This window comes from Fibrobacter sp. UWB5, from assembly GCF_002210295.1.
Classification (GTDB): domain Bacteria; phylum Fibrobacterota; class Fibrobacteria; order Fibrobacterales; family Fibrobacteraceae; genus Fibrobacter.
Genome location: NZ_MWQH01000001.1, coordinates 274,924 through 299,482, shown reverse-complemented (window position 1 = coordinate 299,482; position 24,559 = coordinate 274,924). Strand labels below are relative to the sequence as shown.

The following is a 24,559-nucleotide window of genomic DNA, read 5'->3' as shown; positions in this document are numbered from 1 at the left end:
CGGCATCACTGCCGCGTTTTTTTATAGTTCGATACCCGTGTCGCGCTCGATGACCGTCTCGCAGGCAGATTTGAAGGTTTTGGGAGTGGCGATGATGGTAAGGCTCTGCTTTTTGGTTCGAGTGATTCCCGTATATAGGATTTGTCGATTCAAAAGCGGATGCCCCTTGCGCGTGGGCAAGAACATCATAATGTTCGGATAGCCCGAGCCCTGGGACTTGTGAATGGTGATAGCGAAGGAAGGTTCCAAGCAATCTTCTGCAAAATACGAAAGCGGATAGAACACGTATTCCGACTGTTTTTTAAGCATCAAGAAATACTGTTCGTGGAGTTCCGATTTTACCACGATTCCCGTATCGCCATTGTAGAGCTTGAATTCGTTCTGGTTACGATTGAAAATCAGGATTTGCCCGACGAATCGCGATGAAGCATTCTGTCCGAGGGCTTCGGCCACCATACGGTTCAAGGTTTCAACGCCACGATTGCCGCGCCTTTCTGCCGAAAGGATTCGAGCCTGATTTGCGACACTCCAAAGTTTTTCGCGAATTGCCCGCTGTTCGGGAGTCACCTTGTCAGAAGGCATCGCCGGATCAACAGCGCTTGCAAAGTCCATCAGCGGAGCGTAAAATTTCTTGGTCCACTTGCGAACGAGACTTTCGACGGCGTTGAGTTCTTCTTTGCGCGAAAGGGTTTGACCTTGGTCGAGATCCAACTGGTGTACGCTATCGGTCGCCTCCCAATAGGGCGCATGAGCGTCAAAGGAAACTCCCTCAAATGCGACTTCTTCGCCGCGCTGGATTTTACCCGCCAGCACGCCGATTTTAGAATCGTCATTGAATCGGTTAGAGCGTATCAGTTTGACCACGAAATTGCGGTCAAATTCCAGAATGTTACCGAGCACGGCGCCAGCGTCTACCGAGGGCAACTGATTCGGGTCGCCCAAAATAAACAGCTTGAAGTTTCCGCTGGGCGGAAGCGCCTGCAAGAATGCCGCAAATAGCGAGATGTCAATCATACTCGCTTCGTCGATAATGTAGATGGACTTTTCGGGAAGCGGGTTGCCAGAATTGAAAGTAAATCCGCCCTTGGAAACGCTATACTTCAAGAGTCTGTGAAGCGTGTAGCTGGAGGCCTTGGCAAGCTTTTCTACAAAGCGGGGATTTTTATCGCGGGCCGCCGCCGAAATTTCGCGCAGGGTGTCGTCCATGCTTTCGGCAAGGCGGTCGGCGGCTTTTCCACTCGGTGCCGCCATATAGAGATTCCAATTCAGATAGTCTGCATCGCTTGCGAAAAGTTTCCAGAGCAAGAATCCGATAACCGTTGTCTTTCCGGTGCCGGGCCCGCCCGTAATAATCAAGTTCTGCGATACACCGCGAGCGATGACTTCGGCCTGGCGGTCATCAAAGCGAATAGGCGAACCTTCGCGCAACAAGCCGTGCACAAACTCCTTGGCCTGCGGTATAGCGGTGCTATCCAGCGGCGATTCTTTAAAGAACCCGGACTTAAAAATACTTTCGATGTGGTTTTTGTCTTCGAGATGCTTCGCCGAAATCAAGTAGGCGCATTGAGGCGTCTGCTGCAAACGCAGAGGCGTTGCCCCCTCGCCAATGATTTGCGTGTACTTGCCCGCCGCAAGGTCTTCGACACCTTTACGGATAATCGGCAAAAACACCTCTGCACTCGGGCAAGGTTCTTGATGCTGTACCACCAAGCCATTCCACTTTTGTTCCCATTTAGAATAGAGCAGTTCAGCATTCAGCGGAATACGCGTGTTGCCGTCTTCTTGCAGCGAGAGGTATATGTACAGCAACTTTTGCGCATCAAAAGACAACTGCGGTTTTTGCTGCAGAGCACAAAGTAAGTTATGCATTTTCTCGGCAACGAGAGAAATACCACGCATTTCGCGAAGTAAGGTATAAAATTCAACTACCGATCCATTGACATTTGCGGTTTCAAGATTCATGCCGACTCCTTCGCGCTACGCTTCATTAAGGCAGCAACATTGCGGTAGCTCTTTTCAAGATCACTATAACTCTTCCATGTTTGGCAATAAATACCGTTGCAAGTTCCGGCGCGTGTGCCGCGAGCAAGCGCATAGTAAATGCCGCCGAAATGCTTTTCGAAAATCTGCTGTTCATCAAGATCATCATAGAACTGTTTTAGCCACTTAATCAACAGATAGCTATAAAGCACTCGCTGAATGGAATATTCCTCTTCGATTTTATGCGCAAGCGCATCCTTGTCGCTGTAATCCGGGTCATCCATCACGTCGGATTTCCAGTCCAGAATCGAATAATAATCTTCGCCGTCGTCACCCTTGCGGACAAACATCAAGTCAATAAAGCCCTTGCAAAGGCTGTTCATCCAAGAGGCGTCTTTTGAATTACGGCTATCCATGTGGAAGCCCATTTCGGCGCGACGAGTGGCTGCGGGCAAATCTTTAAGGCAGAAAGTCTTCCCGGTAACCGCACTTCCGTGAATTTCCGGAAGTTCCGCATTCATGGTATTCCAAATAAAGCCCGTCGTCAAATCATTCCATTCAGGATGTTCCTGAATATGGATAGAATTGCCTTGGTACGTTTCGGCAATCAAGTTGCGGAGTTCGGTGTTGTTGCAGGCAGCATTCTCGTCGGGAAGATTTCCGACGGTTTCAAAATCCAGATTTTCAAAGACCTTGTGCAAGGCATCACCCAAGTTTGCACCCCGCGGGTAATTCGCGACGTTTGCAATCGGAGCATTCTTGTCGTAATTTACGCAGGGCTGCACCAATGCAGAAGCGTCATCAATCATGATGCTATTAGTTCCGCCGCTCGCTTCGATAAAGTCTTCACGGTTAGCACGGTTGCCGTCGACAGAGATTTCTTCGTTGTCAACGAATTCTTCGCGGGCTTCAAGCACTCGCTTTTTAGAAGCCAAGCTTGAATAAGAATACTGGTAAATACAAGCGTTATTCACCTTGCGCTGCAAGGAATCGAAATCCGGCAATTTGCTATTGTCGGGCATTTCGTCTTTTGCGTTATGCAAGATTTGGGCGACAGTCTTTTTGTATGCCCACAAACCGGAAGACAAATTTTCGTCTTCTTGCAATCGAGCGAATTCAGTCTGAGACAGGCGCGCAATTGCAACCGCCAAGAACGCAAATGGAAAGCCATGATTAATGGATGTCTTTTCCTTATCATACCAAATGCTATACTGCGGAACAATCATCAACGATTCTGCGCGAGTATACGCCACATACATGAGTCTACGCCATTCCGCATGGCATTCCTCGAAACTCGTTTTCTTTGAGATATCCTTATCAAAACCGATGCATTTTTCGCCATCAAGGCTAAATGCATAAGGATCGTTGCCAGGTTGATTATTATCGCCACGAAGGCCACCCGTAATAATGGCTATCGGGAAAGCCAAACCCTTGGACGAGTGAATCGTCATGAGGTTCACAGCATCAAAATCACTCCCCTTTGCGACCAAGTTTCCATCGGTATCATCTACACCTTCGGAGGCACTAGCCAACCCCTGCAGGTGCTTTACAACCTCTTCAAGGGAAACGCGATTGTTATACAGGTAGTCAAAAATGTACGTTCCAATTTGCTTGATTTTTGCCAATTGCTGCAATGTGGCAGGGGTACTCAAATACTTGTCAATTTCCGTTTCTTGATAAATACTTTCTTGCAGTTCCGCCCAACGGCGTTTCGCAACGAGCTGACGCCAGCCAACGAATAACTTCATAATGCGACTAGTCGGATAGATAAACGACTCGTCTTCAACACGTTCAAGGGGCACCCTGAAAAAGTCCGTAATCAAAGCCTCATTCAAGAACTTGCGATTCCAACTAGAAAAATCAGGGGCATCAAGAGCTTTCAAAAATGAAATCCAATGGGAGCATTCTTTTCCATAGAACAAGTTCGTGTCTTTGTAGCGGGCATACGGAACACCCACTTGCGCCATGGCATCTTCCAAAGCAGTCATTTCAGTTCGGGTACGAGAAAGAATGGCAAAATCCGAGAAACGGACATTTCGCATTTCTTTCTTGTCCTTGTCAAAAATCTGCAAAGCCGTCTTATCTTTATTTTGGGGATCAGGCGAGCAACATTCAACAATTTTACGCACAGCAAATTCAGCAAATTCAAATTCGTTGTAGATTTTTGAAATCCACAACGGTGGCGTGGGGTTACCATTCAAAGTGGGTGCACTTTTCTTTAGTTTATCGCCCGGTACGTCAGATTCCAAGAATTCATCGCCTTCAAGGAAATCTTTCTTAAATAGTTCATTGCAAGCATTGATAATATCGTCGCTTGAACGATAATTCGTTGAAAGGCGCCTTCCGTTTAGTTCTTTTATTTCACCAATTGCCGTGCGGTAAACGCCGACATCGGCTCCTTGGAACGAGAAAATCGACTGTTTAGGGTCGCCCACAACAACGATATTGTTATCATCGCTATCCAAGAAGATTGTCTTGAAAATATCCCACTGCAATTGGTTCGTGTCCTGGAATTCATCAATAATGGCATAACGGTAATTCTCGCGCAATTTCTGCACCAGTTTTCCATCACCATTCATTATGGAATCGTGGACGTCGTTAATCATGTCGTTGAAGGATTGAGCCTTCTTCTGGCGTTTTTCTTTTAGCCATAATTCTACAAGCTCATCCACATGGTTAAAGATAAACTTCTGATCCCCCTTAATAGAGACCCTTTCTAGATGCTTGTCTTTGACCCTAATCATCGTGTCAATCGCAGCATTCAACTCATCAGAATCCCAAATATTCTGCCATTTTGAGCCATAAGAAGTCCCCGAAAACAGAGCTTTCGTGCCATCATAAGCTTGAATTGTTTCAATAAGAGCAGAAATACACTTTGGCTTAGTCGTTTTCTTTTCTTGGTGAACCTTGTCCTTATTCTTGAGCAGAACATTCCACGCGGCACGGGCCTCAGGGCAAAAATCAAAAACAGCATCTAGCGAGCCAAAATTGGGAACATAACATTTCGTTTTGCGATTCAGCAACTTATACTTGGTCGCATTCACGAAATTCTTGACAAACAAGTCCATATTGAAATTTGAAGAATTCACCAAATCCATGAACTCTGTTTCAAAAGACCACTTGTCGCGAATCAGGCGCTGAATCAAATTTTTGATATCTTCATCTGCAACCACTTCCAAATTAAAGGATGCCCCCGCCTCGTACGCGAAGTCGTGCAAAACCTTCTGACAAAAAGAATGAATGGTGAAAATCGGTGCTGTATGAATATTTTGCAATGCTTCACGGTAGCATTCCAGGTTTTCTTCGGCAAGGCATTCTTCCATCTTTTGGCGAATACGATCCCGGAGTTCACCCGTGGCCTTATCAGTATAGGTCACAATCAAAATCTTAGACAGCGGAATGCCGGCATGGTTACCTTCGCCACGCACAAGTTTTGCCACCAGCTGTTGAATGGTATACGTTTTACCAGTTCCAGCCGAAGCATCAACATACAGATTATTTCCAAGATGGAACTCATTAATATCAAAGTTCTTCAGCATTGATACCCTCCACCATATCTTCTTCGATTTTCCACAAATCAGGAGCCATATTCTTAATGGCGGTTACTTCTTCGAACCAAAGCGTCTCAAAGTTTTCTTCTGTAAATCCACAGACTTTTTCAATATCAAACAACTTGCGACCAGCAAATAAATCCCAGGGAGTACGTTTGCCCTCAAACGCATTGATATAATCGTCATAAGTCAGGATTTTCTCGTTATCAATCAAATCAATCGGAATGACCTTACTATAGCGATTGCCATTTTCGCCTTCTTGCGCTGCGAACATCTTCTGGTAGAGATTATCCAGCAATTCTGCGGCCTGTTCAGGCGTTTTCAAAATTCGTTTTGCCCGCCACTCCGTCAAAGAGAAGCATTCAATGGTCACATCAGGAATAGGCTCATTCTTCTGTCCAGCCTCGCAGATGAGCGCAAGCGCATGAATATAAGGCTTCAAAAAATGACGCTGATGGGTTGACGACGCCATTGAAATCAAGTGAACGGTATGTTCATCACGAACAAATAAAGGAATTTGCCCCATCAGAATCCATCCATTCATCTGAAGTTCTACCGCGCGTCTACCATACTGGAACTTTTTCTTGTCGTAAAATTTTTCAATAGAACGAGCAAACACTTCGGCAGAATTGCACACACTTGCCCAATTACTTGCACTAAAGGCGCCCTTAGGCAGCAATCCCTTAGAAAGCGCATAAGAGAGGATATCCTTTTCCGTTGTCAAATAATCATTTTCAAAAACACCCAGTTTTTGCGCCGTAAGCATGCGCTGTAAAATGGCGTTCTGCAACTTGTCAATAGAAATCGGCTCATATTCCGTCTTTTCCGGGTCTTCCTTTTCGTCTTCAATATGCATCATTTCGTCAACGCGGAATTCAAACGGATCACTCAGGAATTTTTTGAACTGGTAGTCGCTCACCTGTTCTGGGAGACGCCTAGGTTCAATATTATCTGCTGCGGGCGTAAAACTGGTCACGTCGCAGTCATTCCCGAATTCAAGCTGAGCCTTTTTATTGCGAATTTCGCGCTGGGTAAATAGCATTTCCCACGGACGCGTCTCATCTAGCGGAACGCTATCATCGGGCCACATGTTCTTGAGAACTTCTGCATCCGTTACGCCGGCAGCCTTGGCAGCATTTTTCAAGAATCCTCGAACATCGTTCACAACAGACGACGGATAAAAATCTTCATCTTTTCGCAAATCCTTGTTCACATAGCTAATGAAGAATCCTTCCGAAGTGCTCATCAGCTGGCAAAGGAATGCGTAGCGGTTTCTGCTGACGACAGAATCGTCGCCGGGCCAGGGGCGGCACGACTTGCGCAAATCAAGGGTATTCGTATTCCGCACACCCGGGAAGTTCGCTGCATCGGCCCCAATAAAGAATAGATACTTGGTCGGAACAATACGGTTCGGTGCAAACTTCATGAAAGTAAGCCCGTTAATGAACAGGTTCCCGCAACTGTATTCCGAGCCGCGGGCAGCATACATCAACGTCTGCGAAATGCACTTGAACGAAATCGTAGCGTTACCGGCTAGGTACTGGTATTCCAGATTTTCGCGAGCCGATGTGACCGACTGATAAATAATGCTTTCGCCCACCAGTTCCTTGGGAGGGTCACCCATACAAAGCCAAGAATCCAAGAACTGGTAAACAGCCGAAAGGTCGTCTTCGGCGACGCCATCGGTTCCAAGCGCCATCCAGTTTTCAAGTACGTCAATCGCATCAACAAAGCGATATAACGAATTGTCGTCGGCACTACTGATATCGCTATACGGATGAATGTCGCCCGAATCAGTTTCAACGCCGCCGTAGCTGAAGCGGGAAAGCAACAAACGCCTAGTGGCCGTAATCCAAGATTCTTCGCGGCGAGTTTCGCCGTTATCTTCGACATAACGGTCGCGGTACACGTTCATATTGCTGGTCCAAGATTCCCAATCGGAAACCTCGTCGGCCAAAATACCACGGACATTTTGAACCACAGGATTGCGAACGAGTGCAAAGAAGTCGGGCCTCGAAAGCGTTCCCTTTTCGCGGATAGAGAATAGAATCGAAAGTGCATTTGCCGTAAGCGAATCGCTAGCAGCAGAATCCACAATATTAAACGGAATGTGGAATCCATCGCGAGTCTGGTCAAAAACCTGGAAAATCGCCGTGCGGTAGTCATCAATATTCGGGGACACCACAAGAATATCGGCAATTGTCGCCTTCGGGTTCCCTTGCGCATCTTTTTCAGAAAGCAGCTTGCAAATGCGGGAATGAAGCGCTTCCACTTCGCGCATTTTTGAAGGCGCCGTCGTTACGCCAAATGATTCATCTTTTTCAAACGGGACCTTTTTAAGGATGTTCGAGCCGTCGCAGAACACATTCTTGCGCTGAGCCACCATCTGTTGCACTTGATGCAGCAACGTGTCGCAAGGCATTTCTTTATTCCGATCGATAATGGAATCTTCTGCCGTCATGAAGTTGTAATCGGTAGCGATACTCCAAAGTTTGATATTATCGCGACCAGCCTTGCCCCAATAACGCAGCAATTCGTTTTCATTCTCATCAATCAGTTCGCTTTCGTCATCAGGATCTGTCGAAAGCCTCGGAACAGTCAATTTCATGCTTTCGGGCGGTTTACGCACGCCACTACAATCTTCCCAGAACGCCATACAGGGGTTTTGAATGTAAGCGTAAACATCATGTTTTTCTGCAAACTTCTGCAGAATCACACGGTAAAACTGCCCCATGCCCGAAAGGCCAAAAATAAAGACCGGAAGATCGCTGTCGTAATTGAATTCAGCCTTGCAGGCCTCGTACAAATACGGAAGTGTCAAATAAGTAATGTTTTCGCCGCTCTTTGCGGCAGACTTTTCAAACACCTGTGTCAACAGCGATTTCTCATTATCGCCTGCATGGAATAAAGCCGAATAAAGTTTGCGTTGCCATTCTTCATTTGCAGCTGGCGTACCATCGCGCGTAATAAAGAAATCTTTCAGCGCACCTTGTTTCCAACAATCCAGAATTCCCTTCACACTTTTGCCCGTTTCTGAATCCGAAAGAAAACCGCTCGGGCGACTGGTTTCGTACTCCAGGAAAAGGCCCGCCATCACATTCGCAAAATCAAACAGTCTGTTTTCGTCAACGACGCCATCGTTTTCGAGATATGCCTTGACGCTTTCACCCAAAAGTTCGTAATTAAACGTTCCGTCTGTTTTTTGCTGCAGGTATGCAATAATAACGTTGGCGAGCATGTCAGACGAAAGCTTCTTGAATTTGGGATTTTTCCCAACCAGAATATCAACAAGGAACCGGTCAATCGTACTCTTGTTCAGATTCGCAAGCACGCCCTTCTTTTGCACCCAACGCAAACGGAACCACTGTTCCAATTTGGGGTCCGGGAAAATGACAATAGGAGCATTAAACGGATCACGCCAATGCTTCAAAATCTCGTCGATCATTTCATCAGCAAGATTTTCCAAATTCAGGGCAAACTTCAGGTGTAGTTTCATACTATGAATATCGCAATTACAATTCTATTTGTCAACAATCTTTAAAAATTTTATAAAAAAATTGACAAATATCGCCTTCAAAGGCGATAAATCTAGGAATACATCAAGGAGATTCACCATGAACGAATACGACAGATACCAATGCGACATCTGCAACTACATTTACGACCCCGAATACGGGGATCCTGAAGCCGGCGAAGACGCCCTGCCAGGAACACCGTTCCAGGACTTACCCGATGATTGGATTTGCCCCCACTGCGGAGCAGAAAAAGAAGATTTCGAGAATGTGGACTGAGCGCAGCGACTTCAGAAATCGGTATAGATCTTTAATTCGCAAAAGAATTTACTAACAGGCATAACATCCATCGCAAGTACACTTTCTTTGACAAGAGCTCTACCTCGGAACTATATTTTAAACACATAATCTTGAAAGCGGGCTCATAACGGAAAAAAACAGACCTGTTTGTCAAACAAGAAAGGAGATTTACATGATTATTCATGGCGAGACATCTATCTATGAAGCTATGAAAAAAATACAATGCAACGGCTTTGTTATTCCTGCATTTCAAAGAAGTTATGTTTGGTCGGTAGATCAGGTTTCGTGTTTGTGGGATTCGATATTGTCGGACTATCCTATATCGACATTTTTATTTTGGAAAATTGAACAAGGACAAGAGAATATCGCTAAAGATACCGTTTTTTTCCAATTTATAAAGAACGCATTATTTCGTAGCAATAAAAATGTATCGGAACACGATAACGATGGAGAAGAAATTAAATGGTCAGAAAATGAAAAATTGGATAGCGCCGTACTCGATGGGCAGCAACGATTGACCTCACTATATATAACCCTTTTTGGACAAGTCAATCTGATAAAAGGAAGAAAAACAAAATTTGCTGGGGAACCAGTAGATTTATGTATCCAATTGGACAAAGGCGCCGTGAAAGAGCAAAACGCTGATGACGACGTCCAAACAAAGTTTGATATTGGTTTTTATGAAGAATGTTATCAATCTCCCACATTGTTCAATATAAAAAGAATCATAAGCACTAAGTTCTATTCTCAGGAAACAAGGAATGACGAAATTGACAAAGTTCTAAAAAGTGTCCCTGAAGCAAGTCGTGAATACGCAAGAAAAATCTTGGCAAAGTTGTGCGAAAAAATATACGATAAAAAGATTATCCAATATCAACAAATTACTGGCACAGAAAACGACGCTTTGGACATGTTTGTGAGGTTCAACAATGGCGGAACAAAACTAACGAAAAGCGAAATTGGAGAAGCTATTATTGGTGCATTTTGGAAGAAACCTCACGAATCTTTGTGTCAAGTATTTGACTACAAAAAACGTAAAGGAAAACTTCATCAAGAGAAATTTAAAGAATACAAGGATTTCCCATTAGATTTTTTTATACGATTATCAGTAATTCTTTATGAAAAAGATGTTAATGCCAATATCCACCGTGATTTGGTATATCAAATGCACATTAATTGGGAGAAAATAAAGAGCGCTCTCTTAAAAACGCAAGAATTTGTATATTCAATAAGGCGTCTTCATATAGAGGACTTTCGAAACCGCTGGAACATATTGATCCCTATAGTTTACCTTGTCTACAACCATATTCTTCCTGAAAAGAACGGTGATGACTTTGCATATTCCAGCGATTACCTATTGTGTAAAGATGCGGTCGAAGCCTATATAAGCCGAGCAATTCTATTCAAATACTATAGCAATGCGACTACGAATAAATTGGCTAAATTAAAAAACGAAATGAATAAGTCGCGTTATAACGGCTACCCTAGGTTGACGATGCAAATATTGGATAGCAATCCTGATTTAAGGGTAACCGAAGAGAAAATAGAAAATATTCTTAATTTGCAAAAAGGCGATACGGTTTGTGAAAGGGCCCTTCAGTTAATCAGTTCGGAGCGCTTAGATAATGAAATTGCATTTAATCCTGAAGTTACTTTTGATGTTGACCATCTTCATGCCCGTGTTCGTTTTTCTGGGATGGCTCCAGACAATATACACTATGACACATGGGAAAAATGGAAACGTTTGTGCAATACAATGCCAAATTTATCTATGTTGAATTCTACTGAAAACAAGGTTAAAAGCGACCTTTCATTAAAAGAATATGTATCTAGACAAGGCGAAAGTTACAAAATTGATCATCTAATTCCCGACACCGATTTGGACCTGACAAATTTTGGTGAATTCTTTGAGAAACGCAAAGTCATTCTTAAAAAAGAACTAGAAAAAATACTTCATAAGGACGAAGACAACGAACCTACCACACCTAAAGAGAATACGCCTAAAGATGATGAACCTAAAATAGAAAAGGCGGAAGAAGACGAGTCTCCGTGTCCGCCAGCCCTGCATGATTCGCGTGTTTACGACGCAGCTGAAAATTCATCCATTTCTGAAATTGAATCAGATAGTGATCCAGATAGTTTAGAAAGGGGAATGAACGAATATGAGGAAAGCCGCGGAAATGATGATTCTTGGGAGGAGAAATATCTAAGTGATTATATTCTTTGCGCCAACAATCCAATAGCCAACTTAGCGGTTCAAGACCGTAATCAGTTTTATAACGAAAAGCCAAAAGAACCTGCATATAAATCAAATTTGGGATTTTTAGTTGATAAAAGAGATGGAACTCGCTATCAAACGATAAAAATAGGAAATCAGGTTTGGATGGCAGAAAATCTTCGATTCGAAACAGATGGAGCTTATAGATATAGAAACGATGATCCACTATTGCAAACCCATATCTCGGACAAGGGACTTTTCTACAGTAGAGCGGCATTAATGGGCGTTGCTCCTGAGGGTTGGAGGATTCCTCACAAAAGAGATTTTGAAGAATTACTTGCAGAAACAAAAGGAAATGCAGATTCCTTAAAGAGAATTAAAGAATGGATTGGAGGCTTATCCCCGTACGTGACGGAAGAAATTGAAAACGGATTTGGAGCTCTTCCTGAAGGTTATTACGACAAGCATTATCAAATGTATTGTGGTGGTGGTGCGTTTTTTTGGACTTTAGATTCAGAAAAAGATGAGTATGATAGAGATTCGTATCCATATATGCATATCACGGAAAACATTGCGATTATCGAGAGACGTTCTAATTCAGAAAGGTGTTTTTCTGTCCGCTGCATAAAAATTTAGTTTAAACAATTTATTTAAAGCAAAGCTCGTTCGGGACAACTCCCGAACGAGCTTTTTTCACCAAAAGCACCGTTTTTCCGCCTATTTTCGCACAACAAAGCCCTCGTCAATCATTATTAGCCCTGCAATGCCCTTATATTGCAGGGATTCTTTCTTGATTAGCAGCGTGTCCGGGCACTCAGCCCCGCGTGAGGCGCTATAGACGAATTTTTCAAAGTCCCCGAAGTACAGGCAATTGAGCGATCCGTCATCCTGTGGCATATCCAGGTACTTGACGGCCTCGATGCAGTCGGTACATTCGGAACTGCAGCTCGAAAGGAACAGCGCGACAGTTGCGGCAAGCAATGGGAAGAACAGATTTTCACTGTGGTTACGATTCATTTGGACGACTCCTTGGTTAATCCATACTCATTATCGCAAGGCCAAGGCTTTTTTGTCAAAAACCCCTAAAAAACTTATTTCTCCCTTGACATTTCTTGCACCTCCTAGCGATACAACCTATACGAGGATGCAATATGTTTGAGATGATTGGTATGCTTGTCGTCGGCTTGGCCGTCATTGCGATTGCCATTGCACTTTTGGTGCTGGTTATCAAGGTCGCTTTAGTATTGTTGCCTGTTGCTCTTTTCGTAGGGGCAATTTGCCTTTTCGGGCTGTTTTTCTGTACCGATGGCAGTGAAAATGAGACCACGACAGTCTATCATAATAGTATTGAGCAAATTGAAAGCCAGGTCTTTAAAACACGCAATCCGGCCCAACAAGAGTTCCACGAGAAGATTATCTCGCTGACCAGGCAAAAATGGGGCGTAAACCTCGATCCCATACGTCCAGAAATTGATTCGGCCATTGCCGTTGTCGTGCAGGCGTACTGCAACATTGCCGAAAATGACAACTTTAAGCCACTCATCACTAGCGCAAACGACTATGAGGGGCATGCAGCAAAGTCGGCGCACTATACCGGGGCGGCCATCGATTTCCGTATTAAAGATATGGGGAATCTCGCAAATCGCAAAGAACTGGTCAAAATGATTCGCGACGAATTGGATGACCGATTCCTTGTCCTTCATGAAGATATTGGGAATTTGAACGAGCATTTGCACATTCAACTTCGAAAAAATTCTTACAACCACAATATAGTATGGCGATAAAGTTTCAAAATGTCATATTATGACATCCACTTTTATTTATATTTAGAGGCGCTGATGAATGAGAGTTTTTGGTCATTTTTTGTTGCTCCCCCGGCAAAATGGGGCTTATTCTAACAAAACACATTAATTTTTAGCCTTTTTTTGTGAAAAGTCCCCTTTTCCCCGGATGTCCCTATCCGGACGTTTCCACGCGTCTCAAATTTTCATTTCATGAGGAAGCTTATGCCCATGACTAATACGGAACTCCTTATCCGTCTCGCCCAAAGCGGCAAAAAAACAGCAATTGACCAACTTTGGAGTTGCTATGGCGATGCAATCCTGTCGGCTGCCGTTTCCCAGGCAAGCTTCCGCCAGTCCGATTTCTCGTATCGCGGGCTTTCCTCTGCTGAACGCCGTCGCGCCATCATGGGCGAAATCTTTCTGCTTTTCCGCAGTCAGATCTTAAAATTTGACCCGACTCGCAATGACGATTTCCTAGGTTACATGATCCAGCATGTCATCTGGCACACCTTAAGCGAAAAGCGCAGGAACTCCCAGCGTTCCCATTTCGAAGCTGTCGGCGTAGACGACATCAAGGAATCTGCCTACGCGGCCGATTTCGACAAAGAGATTGGCCATCGAGCGATTCTCAAGAAGATCACGAACCGTCTCAAAGGAAAGCCGGCTCTTCAAAAATGCCTGAAGGAATACCATGAGGCTTGCATGGCTACGGACAAGGGCGAAATCGTAGCCGTCGCCGAAGCGACAGGCTGCACCCGCGCCACAATCTACAACCAGCTCAAAGCCATCAGAAAAGCCGTTCAAGATGATTCCAGCAACCATCTTGCCGAAGAAATCCGACTCGCCTTAGCCGCATAGGAAGTACCATATGAGAAAAGAATCCCTTACCCGTAAATTTCTTTCAAATAATCGGCATATTCGCTCAGCATGGTCTTGAGGCCAGCGGGCTTTATAACGCGGGCGGCATCTGCAAAAGAGACTACCCAGTTAAAAAGGATCCTGTTGCATTCGGCTTTCATCTTGACGGTAATTTTTCCGTCTTTGGTTTTGCCGATTTGCATGGATCGGTTGAAGGGGTTTTCTTGCAAGAAGAGCTTTGCATGGCTTTCGAATTCAATTTCGATGTCCTGGAGTTTGGGCTCCTGGCCGCTTAAGAAGGCGGCGCCCGACATGACCTGCCTGCGCAACTTATCAAGGATTTGGGGCTCGCTCACGTAGGTTTCTTTCAAGAGCTTGACACTCTTGATTCTGCGGAATTTGAGCGTGTAGGTGTCGCCCTCATGCTGTATTGACTGGCAGACTACATAAAGATCATTCTGGTAAATGATTACCATCAGCGGAATGCGCTTGGACTTTTTGCAAGACGATTCCGTCATGTATTCCACTTCGATTTTACGGTTATCGTGAATGGCCTGCAAAATCACGCGGATTTTTTCGCTGGAATCTTCATCAAAATCAGGCGGCGTGCCCATAAAGAGAATCTTGCTGTTCAGTTCTGAACCAAGCTGTTGAATAGACTTTTTCTCTTTGGGCGGGAGACTGTTTTCAATTCGCTCCAACAGCTGCGTAATAATTTCGCTCGTAGCCGGATAAATGTTTGCAATACGGCGCAGGAATACGAAATGCAGCATAGTGTTCTCGAAATTCGGGAACAAAAGCCTGTCGGCATTATGCAGAGCGGACCTATAATAAAAAGTACGGCCGACGCTTTCTTGCTGGACATATCGCCCGGCATCCATCTCCGACAAAAAGCGCATATCGCGCTGCACATTGCGTCGTTCGCTTTCTGGTATATTGAGCAATTCCATCAAGTCGCCGACGCTGTTTTTTTTTGTCGGATTCGAAATTACCTGCGCAAAAAGCTGCACCGTACGTTCGCCACGAGTCATATCTGCCATAAATAACCTCTATCACTTAATATATATAAAAAACCTCCTTTTTAAGCGTTCATGGACAATAATAATGCTTCTATACGACATATATCGTCGCAAGGTTGAAAAATGCAAAATGGCAGATTGACACTTTTTGTCAGCCTATTTTTGTATATTCTAAATAGATTTATGCATGTATTTACATTTATGCATAATAAAACGATATATAGGCAAGCAACAACAAACAAGGAGACACATTATGGCTATCCATATTGACGATACAAAACCCTTCCCGCCGTTCCTGCAGGAACCGAACAACAAGCGCGAATCTTTCGCCTCTATGTGCAAGCGACAGGCTGCCGGCCTGAAGCTGATTAGCGACGAAATGGAACAAGAAAACCGCGAACAGGAGGAACTGCGCAAACTCCAAGAAAAAAGGTTTGAGCGCAAAAAGAAGCTGTTTTACGACAAGCTGGACCTGATTTTGCGCCACAAGGACGAAATCCTTGCGACCCCGCGTTACGCCAACATGGATGTACATTACGCAATCAAGGGCGGCGGGCTCTATGTCGGCCCCCTGAGTACAGCAAAGTGGTTCAGCTTTGCAGGCACTTTCGTTACCATCAATCTCAAGCTGGCGACCCTCCTCCGCGTCTGGGACACCGACCAGTTCAAGGTGAATTGCAAGTGCGGGGGCACGGCAGTCATCCGTAGCTTTGCCGGGTCTCCGCTTTCGGGCGGTTCCCAGGCAACCGCATACTGCCCCATATGCAAGAGCGAGCCCCATGTCGCCAACCGCAGTTTTGGCAAGTATTACTGGTTTTTGCAGGGCAAGCTTTGCGAAGACATTGAGAGGGTCGCGAAGGACATTATCGCCAAGTGGACGCTTGCCGAGGTGGAATACGAAAAGAAGGTCGCCAAAGGGGGGTATGCGGACCCCAAACCAGGTGCCGATTTCCACGGCGACGGGGAAAAATGCGACCTCGAAACGATGATTAACGAGCTGACGCTGAAGGAATTTGGGGAGTCAGCTAAAAATGGCAGCTAAAACGTCTTCTAGCGCGTGCGGCAACATTTGTCGCATGTCGCAGTTATATTTACATGATACATTAATTTGAAATGGGGCATAAAATGAATACACAAGAGACATTGGCTTTGCAGACGGTTATCGCAGATTTTAGGCCGGCGTTAGAAACGCTTGATCGTTATGACCACGAACAACTCGCTTACCCCAAGAGCACTGCCGTGAATGCGGGCGAACGCATTACTTACGAAGAGGCGATGGAAGCAATCGCCGTTCTCAAGGAAATGTTCAACGACAGCGATATCTTCGGCACAGAAAAGGACGCCTCGTTCAAGAGCTCGCTAGGGCAAATCTACCAGACTTTCGGCGGCAAGGAACTTTACCCTACCGCAGAAATCAAGGCGGCCATGCTCCTTTATTTGGTAGTCAAGAACCATTCCTTTGTCGACGGCAACAAGCGCATTGCGGCTTTCGTTTTTCTTTGGTTTTTATCGCGAAACGGCCTGCTTTATAAAGCAGACGGTTCCAAGAACATCGCTGACGGAACGCTGGTGGCGCTCACACTGCTTATCGCCGAAAGCAAGCCCGAAGAACGCGAAACCATGGTGAGACTCGCCACAAATCTGCTGGGGATGTAATGGACCGACATCTGTACATTTGTGGCGACATTCATGGCGAAATAAAACGCCTGGTTCACGACGCTTTGCATCGGCTAAAAATCCGGTGCGCAGATATTCTCGTTGTCGGTGATTTCGGGGCCGGTTTCGGCCGCCCGAATTCAATGGATGTGCGGTATCGCGAGATTCGCTCGGCACTTGAAGCGAATGATAATTGCCTATACACCATTCGGGGAAATCACGATGACCCGGCGTTTTTCGACGGCCAGCACGATTACGAGCGCCTACATTTTTTGCCCGATCACAAAATGATTGAACTTTGCGGCAAACGCATTTACCCCATCGGTGGCGCCGTTTCTACGGATATCGATTTAATTGACCCACTCACACGAAAATCCCGCCGAACAATAAACGAATCGCTTATCAAACACGGCTCGTCAAAGCGTGTTTGGTGGCAAAACGAAGCACTCGTGCAAATCACAGAAGGCCTCCCGGAATCTGCCGATATCATCGTGTCGCATGAGGCTCCGTTATCTTTTGCCCCCATGCTCGAAAGAGATAAACATGTGGGCGAAAGCACTTGGCAACAGGTTGTTGAATCCCGCCGCTATCTTGATTATGTTTTAAAAGCCATCAAACCACCACTTTGGTTTTACGGTCATTATCACCACCATTACGAAGGGTTCCTTGGTAAAACAGCATACCAAGGGCTTGACATTGCTGAAATAGTGAAAGTCGTTTAAGTTTTTTCAAAGGGACTTCACTTTTGCTAAAAAAAATGTATATTAATATCAAAGCATCGGAAAACACTCGCCGGCTGGTGATGCCGGATTGCAGGAAGGTTACCGGTGTTTTTTATTTAGCGTCTGTAATGTTTGCGCACGCCGTCAACCGCAAGCCCGCCATCCTTACCTAGAACCTAAAAGACGGAACACCATAATTTTCATACCAAAAAAAACACCCCTTTTGCCTTCCCCGCGCAGGCGGGGAACCTCCTTTTCTCGGGAAAAAATGATATATTTCCCATTGACATAGCCCCGTACCGAATGGTGCGGAGCGACCGGAAATTTTGAGATACGTCTCTTATTCTTATCGCTGAAACTACCACTTTCAAACCAATCAAGAATAAGACGAATGCTTACGTCCAAATTTGGGGCGTGGGTCGTTTTGTGCTTATTGATTGGTAAGGGTGTGGTAGCCCGCAGCGATGATAAGCTGTTCGACTCCACGCCTTTTTTATTCATTGAAAATGTTCGTGGCAAGTTGCTGAATAAGGGCCGACTCCCTATTCACAATTATAGGCCTATTGTGGAAGTGGAAAATCTGGCCTAAAAGGATTATTTATGAAAATAAAAAATCTATACGAGTTGGCAATTTTGCTACGCTCAAAACTAAAAATGGCAAAATGGCCATTTAACCGATACGGTTTTCCCGTATTTCCCAGGGAGGTTATTCTTGAAGAACCTCCTACACTCATCGAACCAATCCAAAGGATTCGCTGTTGTAAGAATCCAAACGAGTGCTTGCTGTGCTCGTTCGCTGATGATGTTTTGATAAAAAGAAGGCTTCGCTGCATTCTTGACGAAATTAAATTATATGGAAAATTTAAAGGCTTCGGTGGATTTGACTTAAGTCCTAGAATAAGATGGTCTTTCCAACGGCAAAAGTTCAACATATGGCTTTCCCAGCTTGCTACAGCATTTGTCGCTTTGTCGGGCCAAAAGATAATTCCCAATTTCAGAATAGGGGATTTGCAGACTGTATTTGCACTGGAATCCTATCCGAAGAATATTCCCTATGTTGTGGGAACGCTGGGATGCTCAAAAAGAATGACGCCTCTACACGAATTCATCTTCAAGACCAAACTTTTGATTACAAGACCTTCGCATTTAACAATCTATGGCCCACTTAGAGAAGAATGCGAACGAATGATGGTGAAACAAGGCGTTGACTATAACGTCGTTACAGATTATCGAACTCGGAGCTATGCACAATCTGCCCAAAGGAGGGAAATATAATGGACTCAAAAGATGTATACTCTTCATCGGTTGATACCCAGAAGGAAATCGCTAAACATGACGCCGAATTAATGGAAAAAATCATGCAAGGCAAGAAAAGGAATATAGCCCATTCTGAAGAATGGACCTCGGTTAACATCAACAATGTCATTGATCAATTTGCGCCCAGTGCCCATGCGGAGGTTCATGGCAACAAGGTCGAGTGGGATAACGAAAAGACGAAAATTTCTGTAGTAGCCGATATCGGTGGAGGTTATCTGCGATTGCAGGATAAAAGTGTTCCATATAATTTGTATCTTGACATACATGGTAAAGATGTGCGAAATTATATTGACGCGAATGGCAAACAGCATGGTCGGTCCAAAGCCGAGCGTGAAGCATTAACTCATTTCAGGATTAAATACAGGAGCGAAATGTAATGGAACGCTACGACGAAATCTTTATCCCAATTCACGACTTGAATGATGACTGGACCATATATATAAATACTGATCCGGAACACCGCCAGTTGCACCATTTTGTGCAGTTCAAAATGTTCAAAAAGGAAAACGAGACCTTATGGGACATCTATAGCGCATTCAACGAGAAATTGGAAACGCTTATCGACCGTTACGAAAACGAAGAGCTTCCTGCAGGCAAGGTCGACGCGGCTATCGCCATCGCCGAAAATTTTCGGAACAAGAAAACCGGAGAACTGGAGAAAGCAGCGTTTGAAAAACTGATGCAAGCGTTACGCAAGGCGAAGGAAATGGGCAAACCAATCTATTTCTGGTTCTAATCGCCTTATTCTTTGTTTTTTTTACTATCATTTTCCGTGACATAGCCCCGTACCGAACGGTGCGGAGCGACCGGAAATTTTGAGATTCGTCTCTTATTCTCTAGTCTGAAACTACCACTTTCAATCTACACGAGGATAAGACGAACGCTCACGTCCCATCTGGGGCGTGGGTCGTTTGTGCTTATTGTGTAGAAGGGTGTGGTAGCCCGCAGACTAGATAAGCCTACGACTCCACGCCTTTTTTGTTGTCTTAGGTTAAAAAAGAAATGCATCTCTAGCCTGAGGTAACATGCGATGAGTAAAACGAATTTTTATGAGACACTACTCTCGGTTTTGAGAACAGACAAACGTTTTTTGTCTGAAAGCGGCATGATTCTCCGTAATGCTGTTTATGAAGCGGCAATGAAGATGGACGAAAATCTCATTAAACTTCTTTTGTCAAACAAAGATACTTGTTCCCGCTTTTTCACGGATGTCGCTGGTGTCAAGGTTTTTGACAAAGCGCTTTTCGCGTGGATTATCAACAATCGTCAGTTCTTGCCGAACAGTTACACTCGTTTCAAAAATAAAATTGGTCTCACTGATGGAAATGGAGATCTGATCTCATCATCAGAGAATGTGGAGCTCGTATTTCCGTACAAGGACTGCGTTCTAGAAGGTGGTCAGACAAAAGAAGATCAAAAAAGAGATGAAATTTTCTATAACGAAACATTGGCTCCTGATGAAATTGACAGACTTCTTTATCCAAAGGTTCTTGTTAACGCAAGGAGATATAGCCTCGAAAATAAAGCGATAAAAGAAGAATGCGGGATTGAGTACACAAATGCAGATAATCTTGTCATTAAAGGAAACAATCTTCTTTCAATAGCGTCAATAAAAAAGCGATTTGAAGGAGAAATCAAGTGTGTGTATATAGATGTTCCATACAATACTGGTAATGACAGTTTCGGCTACAACGATCGATTCAATCACAGCACTTGGTTATGCTTTATGAAAAATCGACTTGAAATAGCTCATACTCTTTTAAAACCGGAAGGAACAATCGCTATCTCCGTCGATAATTACGAGATAGGTTATTTACTGGTATTGCTTGATGAGGTGTTTGGTAAAGAAAACCGAAAAAATATAATCACTGTAAAACGAGGTTCTGTCACTGGGGCAAAAGTGATAAACCCAGGTGTAGTAAATTTAGTTGAGTATGTTGTGATTTACAGCAAAAAATCTACTTTGTGGAAGCCAAATCGGGTTTTGTGTGCTAGAGAATATGATTCTCGTTACGGAAATTACATTCTTCATTTTGATGAAGGGTATGAGAATTGGGAATTTTCTACTGTTCTAGAAGAGTTTGCGAAAGAGACTGGCGTTCAAAAATCAAAGTTAAAATCGTACTATGGAAAAGAAGGCTTTAATGAAGCCTTAGAGGCATTTGTATTAGCACATTCCGAACGTATTTGTCAATTAGCAACACTTGATGATGACAATATTAGCCAACAGGCAAGAGAACTGAAAAACATTTCTCTTCAGAATCCGGACCATGTAATGTACCTTGATCGAGGGAATGAGGAAAAACCTTACTACGTAAAAGGAGGCAAATTAATACTGTTCCTTTCTGACCGTCTAGCAAATATTGATGGGAAAATGACATTTAGTCAGCCGATTTCTGATATTTGGGATGATGTCCTTCCAAATGACATTCATAATGAAGGTGGAGTTGTATTAAAGAAAGGGAAAAAACCTGAAAAATTAATTTCCCGAATATTAGAACTGTGTACAAATGAAGGCGATACCGTCATAGATTTCTTTGCCGGCTCAGGAACAACAGGAGCTGTCGCAATGAAAATGAATCGAAAATTCATTCTTTGCGAACAGATGGATTATATTAAGGACATTACCTGTCAGAGATTGTACAATACCATTATTGGTGATACGAGAGGTGTTTCCATCAATTATGGATGGCAAGGAGGAGGTTCATTTGTCTATTGTGAACTCGCCAAACAAAATCAAGCCATCGTTGAAGAAATTGAAGCTGCAACAGATAAAGCCTCGCTTTCAATCATCTACAATAAAATGATTCAGTCGGGATTTATTAGCCATAAAGTAAATCCGAAAGAAATCGCTTCGGCAGCCGAAGATTTTTCAGACCTTTCTCTTGATGATCAAAAAACCTTCCTTATGGAAATTCTTGACAAAAACCTTCTGTATGTAAACTATTGCGATATTGATGATACAGAATTTGCCATTCCCGAAGAGGATAAGGCTTTCACGAGAAGTTTCTATGGAGAATAGCAACAATGGCATTTTTATACGAGAACATAGACTTTTTACGAGATCAAGGCCATAGTGTTTCGCTTCCAGATTACATACCTCGCAACCTAAATTCGAAATTTGAATTACGACCTTATCAAAAAGAGGCTTTTGAAAATTTTATAACATATTATGAAAGCGAAAAACGCCCAAATCCTTTGCAAGTTTTATTCCACATGGCAACAGGAAGTGGAAAAACCTTGATTATGGCAGGGTTAATGCTATATCTCTATAAACAAGGGTATCGCAATTTCCTTTTTTTCGTCAACTTGTCAAACATTGTTGAAAAGACAAAAGAAAATTTCTGTAATCCGATTGCCTCCAAATATTTGTTTGCCGACGAAATCGTTATTGATGGCGAGCGAATTCGCATCAACCAAGTAGAAAATTTTCAATATGCAGAACCTGACTCAATCAATATCCGTTTTGCGACAACACAGGGCTTGCATATGGATATGTGGTTCCCGAAAGAAAATGGGATGACCTTTGATGATTTTGACAATCAGAAAGTTGTTCTAATTTCAGACGAAGCACATCATTTGAATGTTGAAACAAAATCTAAGAAAAAGAAAGACGAGGAAGATGATTTTCGGACCTGGGAACAAACAGTAAAAAATATTTTTGGAAGAAATACTGACAATATCTTACTTGAATTTACGGCAACATGCGATCTTGCCAACAAGTCGATTCAAGCATCCTATGAAAACAAAATCGTCTTCGATTATACGCTTTCAAAATTCTACAATGACAAATATTCCAAGGACATTCTCACCCTTCGCTCAGATTTATCTCGTATAAACAGAGCTTTACAAGCTCTTGTCCTTAGCCAATACCGCTTGAAAATTTTCCAGAAAAATAGACTTGCTATCAAGCCCATAGTTCTTTTTAAGGCTGCAAAAATCGCAGACAGTAAAGAATTTATGGAGGTTTTTCTTAATGCTGTAAAGAATTTGTCCGGATCGCAATTACAAAAACTTTCTATAGAATGTAATAACGAGGCAATGCAAAAGGCTTTTAGCTTTTTTACAAGCAATGGTATATCGTTTGACGCCCTTGCTGCGGAAATACGAGACGATTTTTCTGAAGAACACTGCGTTTCAGTAAATGACGATAAGGACGCTACCCAGAAGCAAATCCTGCTAAATACCCTTGAAGATGCAGACAATCCGTATCGTGCTATCTTTGAGGTGAAGAAACTAGATGAAGGTTGGGACGTCTTGAATCTTTTTGATATTGTCCGACTTTATGAAACTAGACAGTCTGGCAAAAACAAAGTATCGGAAGCAACGACTGCAGAAGCTCAATTGATTGGACGCGGCGCAAGGTATTGCCCGTTCCGAGTAGATGAAGAACAGCCTAAATTTCAGCGAAAGTATGATGAAGACATAACTAATGAATTACGTATTTGCGAAACACTTTATTACCATTGTCAAAATGATCATAGATATGTTTCTGAATTGAAAAACGCTCTTCGTGAAATTGGCTTAAATTCCGATGAGATTATTCAGCAAGAATATGTTCTTAAAGAGAGTTTCAAGACAGATGATTTGTATACGCATGGTTTGATTTTTTTGAACGAGAAGATTGTAAAAGACCGAAATGATGTTCATAGCTTATCGCCAAAAGTTCGTGATGACATTTACCATTTCCGAGTATCTTCTGGGATGTCCGGCATTGATGCTGTTATGACAGAATCGGCCCAATCCGAAACGGCGGTTGAATTAAAAACAACTCATACAACTATTAAGGATATTGCAAACATCAACTACGCCATAGTCAACAAAGCGTTGATGAAATTCCCTATTTTAAAATTCAAAACATTGCACTCATATTTTCCTAATCTAACATCTACAAGACAATTCATTACTGACAACGAATATCTTGGAAAAGTTCGAATAGACATTCAGTGTAAAGAAGATGAACCTGCTGTAGAAACGCTTTATTCGGCTGTTTTCTATGTTCTTGGTAAAATTGCCAACTCAATTTCTGATATTCAGGAGAGATATAGCGGAACAAAAGAGTTTAAGGCAAAAAATGTTCGTGATGTATTCCGAAACAAAACGGTCAATTACACAAAACCTCATGACGGTGGTGTTGGAGTTTCTCAAAACGATTCTTCGGTGAAAAAGGAATGGAAAATAGATTTGTCTAATGAGGATTGGTTTGCCTACACAGACAATTTCGGAACATCAGAAGAAAAAGCCTTTGTCGCATATTTTAAAGGATATGTCGACGATTTAAGAAAAACTTATAGTAAAGTCTATTTGGTTAGAAACGAACGAGAATTTCATATTTATTCGTTTGATGATGGCGAAAGATTTGAGCCTGATTATGTTTTATTTCTTCAAAAAGATAAAACGGATGGATTTGAACAGATTCAAATTTTCATTGAACCCAAAGGAACACAACTTCTTGAGAGTGATGCTTGGAAAGAAAAATTCATGCTGCAACTAATCGACGAAGCTGTTCCCGTAAAAATGTTTGTCGATGACAATGATTATAGAATTTGGGGCTTCCATTTCTTTAATCTTGAGAATAGAATGCCTGTATTTGATAAAGAATTTCAGGCTTTGGCACAATAAGTAAAGGCAAGCCTAGGGCG

17 protein-coding genes are annotated in these 24,559 nt (G+C 43.3%); 12 read left to right on the top strand and 5 right to left on the bottom strand.

Annotated elements, in window-relative coordinates:
- Positions 1 to 21 precede the first annotated feature (21 nt).
- The 3 genes from B7989_RS01350 to B7989_RS01340 are packed head-to-tail and all read right to left on the bottom strand — an operon-like array spanning position 22 to position 9,027.
- Complete coding sequence (locus B7989_RS01350; protein ID WP_088626845.1) at positions 22 to 1,962, bottom strand: ATP-dependent RecD-like DNA helicase; 1,941 nt, start codon at positions 1,960 to 1,962, stop codon at positions 22 to 24.
- Positions 1,959 to 5,519: a UvrD-helicase domain-containing protein gene (locus B7989_RS01345; protein ID WP_088626844.1), complete on the bottom strand. Its 3,561-nt coding sequence runs from the start codon at positions 5,517 to 5,519 to the stop codon at positions 1,959 to 1,961. Before B7989_RS01345 ends, B7989_RS01350 begins: the two co-directional genes overlap by 4 nt.
- Positions 5,503 to 9,027, bottom strand: a complete 3,525-nt coding sequence (locus B7989_RS01340; protein WP_088626843.1) for an exodeoxyribonuclease V subunit gamma — start codon at positions 9,025 to 9,027, stop codon at positions 5,503 to 5,505. The genes B7989_RS01345 and B7989_RS01340 overlap by 17 nt, the downstream gene beginning before the upstream one ends.
- A gap of 118 nt (positions 9,028 to 9,145) precedes the next feature.
- Here B7989_RS01340 and B7989_RS01335 point away from each other — a divergent pair, with 118 nt between their 5' ends.
- Together B7989_RS01335 and B7989_RS01330 are read left to right on the top strand one after the other, a co-directional pair.
- Positions 9,146 to 9,322: a rubredoxin gene (locus B7989_RS01335; RefSeq protein WP_088626842.1), complete on the top strand. Its 177-nt coding sequence runs from the start codon at positions 9,146 to 9,148 to the stop codon at positions 9,320 to 9,322.
- A gap of 193 nt (positions 9,323 to 9,515) precedes the next feature.
- A complete protein-coding gene (locus tag B7989_RS01330) occupies positions 9,516 to 12,197 on the top strand; it encodes an FISUMP domain-containing protein (RefSeq protein ID WP_088626841.1) in 2,682 nt (893 codons plus the stop codon).
- Positions 12,198 to 12,278: 81 nt separating this feature from the next.
- On the opposite strand, the gene B7989_RS01325 is transcribed toward B7989_RS01330, so the two are convergent.
- Positions 12,279 to 12,578, bottom strand: a complete 300-nt coding sequence (locus B7989_RS01325) for a hypothetical protein (RefSeq protein ID WP_088626840.1) — start codon at positions 12,576 to 12,578, stop codon at positions 12,279 to 12,281.
- Positions 12,579 to 12,712: 134 nt separating this feature from the next.
- On the opposite strand from B7989_RS01325, the gene B7989_RS01320 reads away from it, so the two are divergent.
- Both B7989_RS01320 and B7989_RS01315 read left to right on the top strand, forming a co-directional pair.
- A complete protein-coding gene (locus B7989_RS01320; protein ID WP_233144199.1) occupies positions 12,713 to 13,345 on the top strand; it encodes a hypothetical protein in 633 nt (210 codons plus the stop codon).
- 222 nt (positions 13,346 to 13,567) lie between these two features.
- Positions 13,568 to 14,203: a hypothetical protein gene (locus B7989_RS01315; RefSeq protein ID WP_088626839.1), complete on the top strand. Its 636-nt coding sequence runs from the start codon at positions 13,568 to 13,570 to the stop codon at positions 14,201 to 14,203.
- 26 nt (positions 14,204 to 14,229) lie between these two features.
- Here B7989_RS01315 and B7989_RS01310 read toward each other — a convergent pair whose 3' ends face one another.
- On the bottom strand, positions 14,230 to 15,243 hold the full coding sequence (locus tag B7989_RS01310; RefSeq protein ID WP_088626838.1) for a YafY family protein: 1,014 nt from the start codon (positions 15,241 to 15,243) through the stop codon (positions 14,230 to 14,232).
- 232 nt (positions 15,244 to 15,475) lie between these two features.
- Here B7989_RS01310 and B7989_RS01305 point away from each other — a divergent pair, with 232 nt between their 5' ends.
- The 8 genes from B7989_RS01305 to B7989_RS01270 all read left to right on the top strand — a co-directional run bounded on the left by B7989_RS01305 (position 15,476) and on the right by B7989_RS01270 (position 24,539).
- The gene (locus tag B7989_RS01305) at positions 15,476 to 16,264 is read left to right on the top strand and encodes a hypothetical protein (protein WP_088626837.1); all 789 of its coding nucleotides are present in this window, start codon (positions 15,476 to 15,478) and stop codon (positions 16,262 to 16,264) included.
- A gap of 83 nt (positions 16,265 to 16,347) precedes the next feature.
- Entirely contained in the window at positions 16,348 to 16,878 is a 531-nt protein-coding gene (locus tag B7989_RS01300) for a type II toxin-antitoxin system death-on-curing family toxin (protein ID WP_088626836.1), read from the top strand.
- Positions 16,878 to 17,600, top strand: a complete 723-nt coding sequence (locus B7989_RS01295; RefSeq protein WP_088626835.1) for a metallophosphoesterase — start codon at positions 16,878 to 16,880, stop codon at positions 17,598 to 17,600. The genes B7989_RS01300 and B7989_RS01295 overlap by 1 nt, the downstream gene beginning before the upstream one ends.
- 600 nt (positions 17,601 to 18,200) lie before the next feature.
- Positions 18,201 to 18,875, top strand: a complete 675-nt coding sequence (locus B7989_RS01290; protein WP_088626834.1) for a DUF4417 domain-containing protein — start codon at positions 18,201 to 18,203, stop codon at positions 18,873 to 18,875.
- Positions 18,875 to 19,294: a hypothetical protein gene (locus tag B7989_RS01285; RefSeq protein WP_088626833.1), complete on the top strand. Its 420-nt coding sequence runs from the start codon at positions 18,875 to 18,877 to the stop codon at positions 19,292 to 19,294. Before B7989_RS01290 ends, B7989_RS01285 begins: the two co-directional genes overlap by 1 nt.
- Positions 19,294 to 19,653, top strand: a complete 360-nt coding sequence (locus B7989_RS01280) for a hypothetical protein (RefSeq protein ID WP_088626832.1) — start codon at positions 19,294 to 19,296, stop codon at positions 19,651 to 19,653. Before B7989_RS01285 ends, B7989_RS01280 begins: the two co-directional genes overlap by 1 nt.
- A 294-nt stretch (positions 19,654 to 19,947) precedes the next feature.
- Entirely contained in the window at positions 19,948 to 21,939 is a 1,992-nt protein-coding gene (locus tag B7989_RS01275) for a site-specific DNA-methyltransferase (RefSeq protein WP_088626831.1), read from the top strand.
- Between the two features lie 5 nt (positions 21,940 to 21,944).
- Positions 21,945 to 24,539 carry a DEAD/DEAH box helicase family protein gene (locus B7989_RS01270; protein WP_088626830.1) on the top strand — a complete coding sequence of 865 codons (2,595 nt, stop codon included), beginning with the start codon at positions 21,945 to 21,947 and terminating at the stop codon, positions 24,537 to 24,539.
- The last annotated feature ends 20 nt before the right edge of the window (positions 24,540 to 24,559 follow it).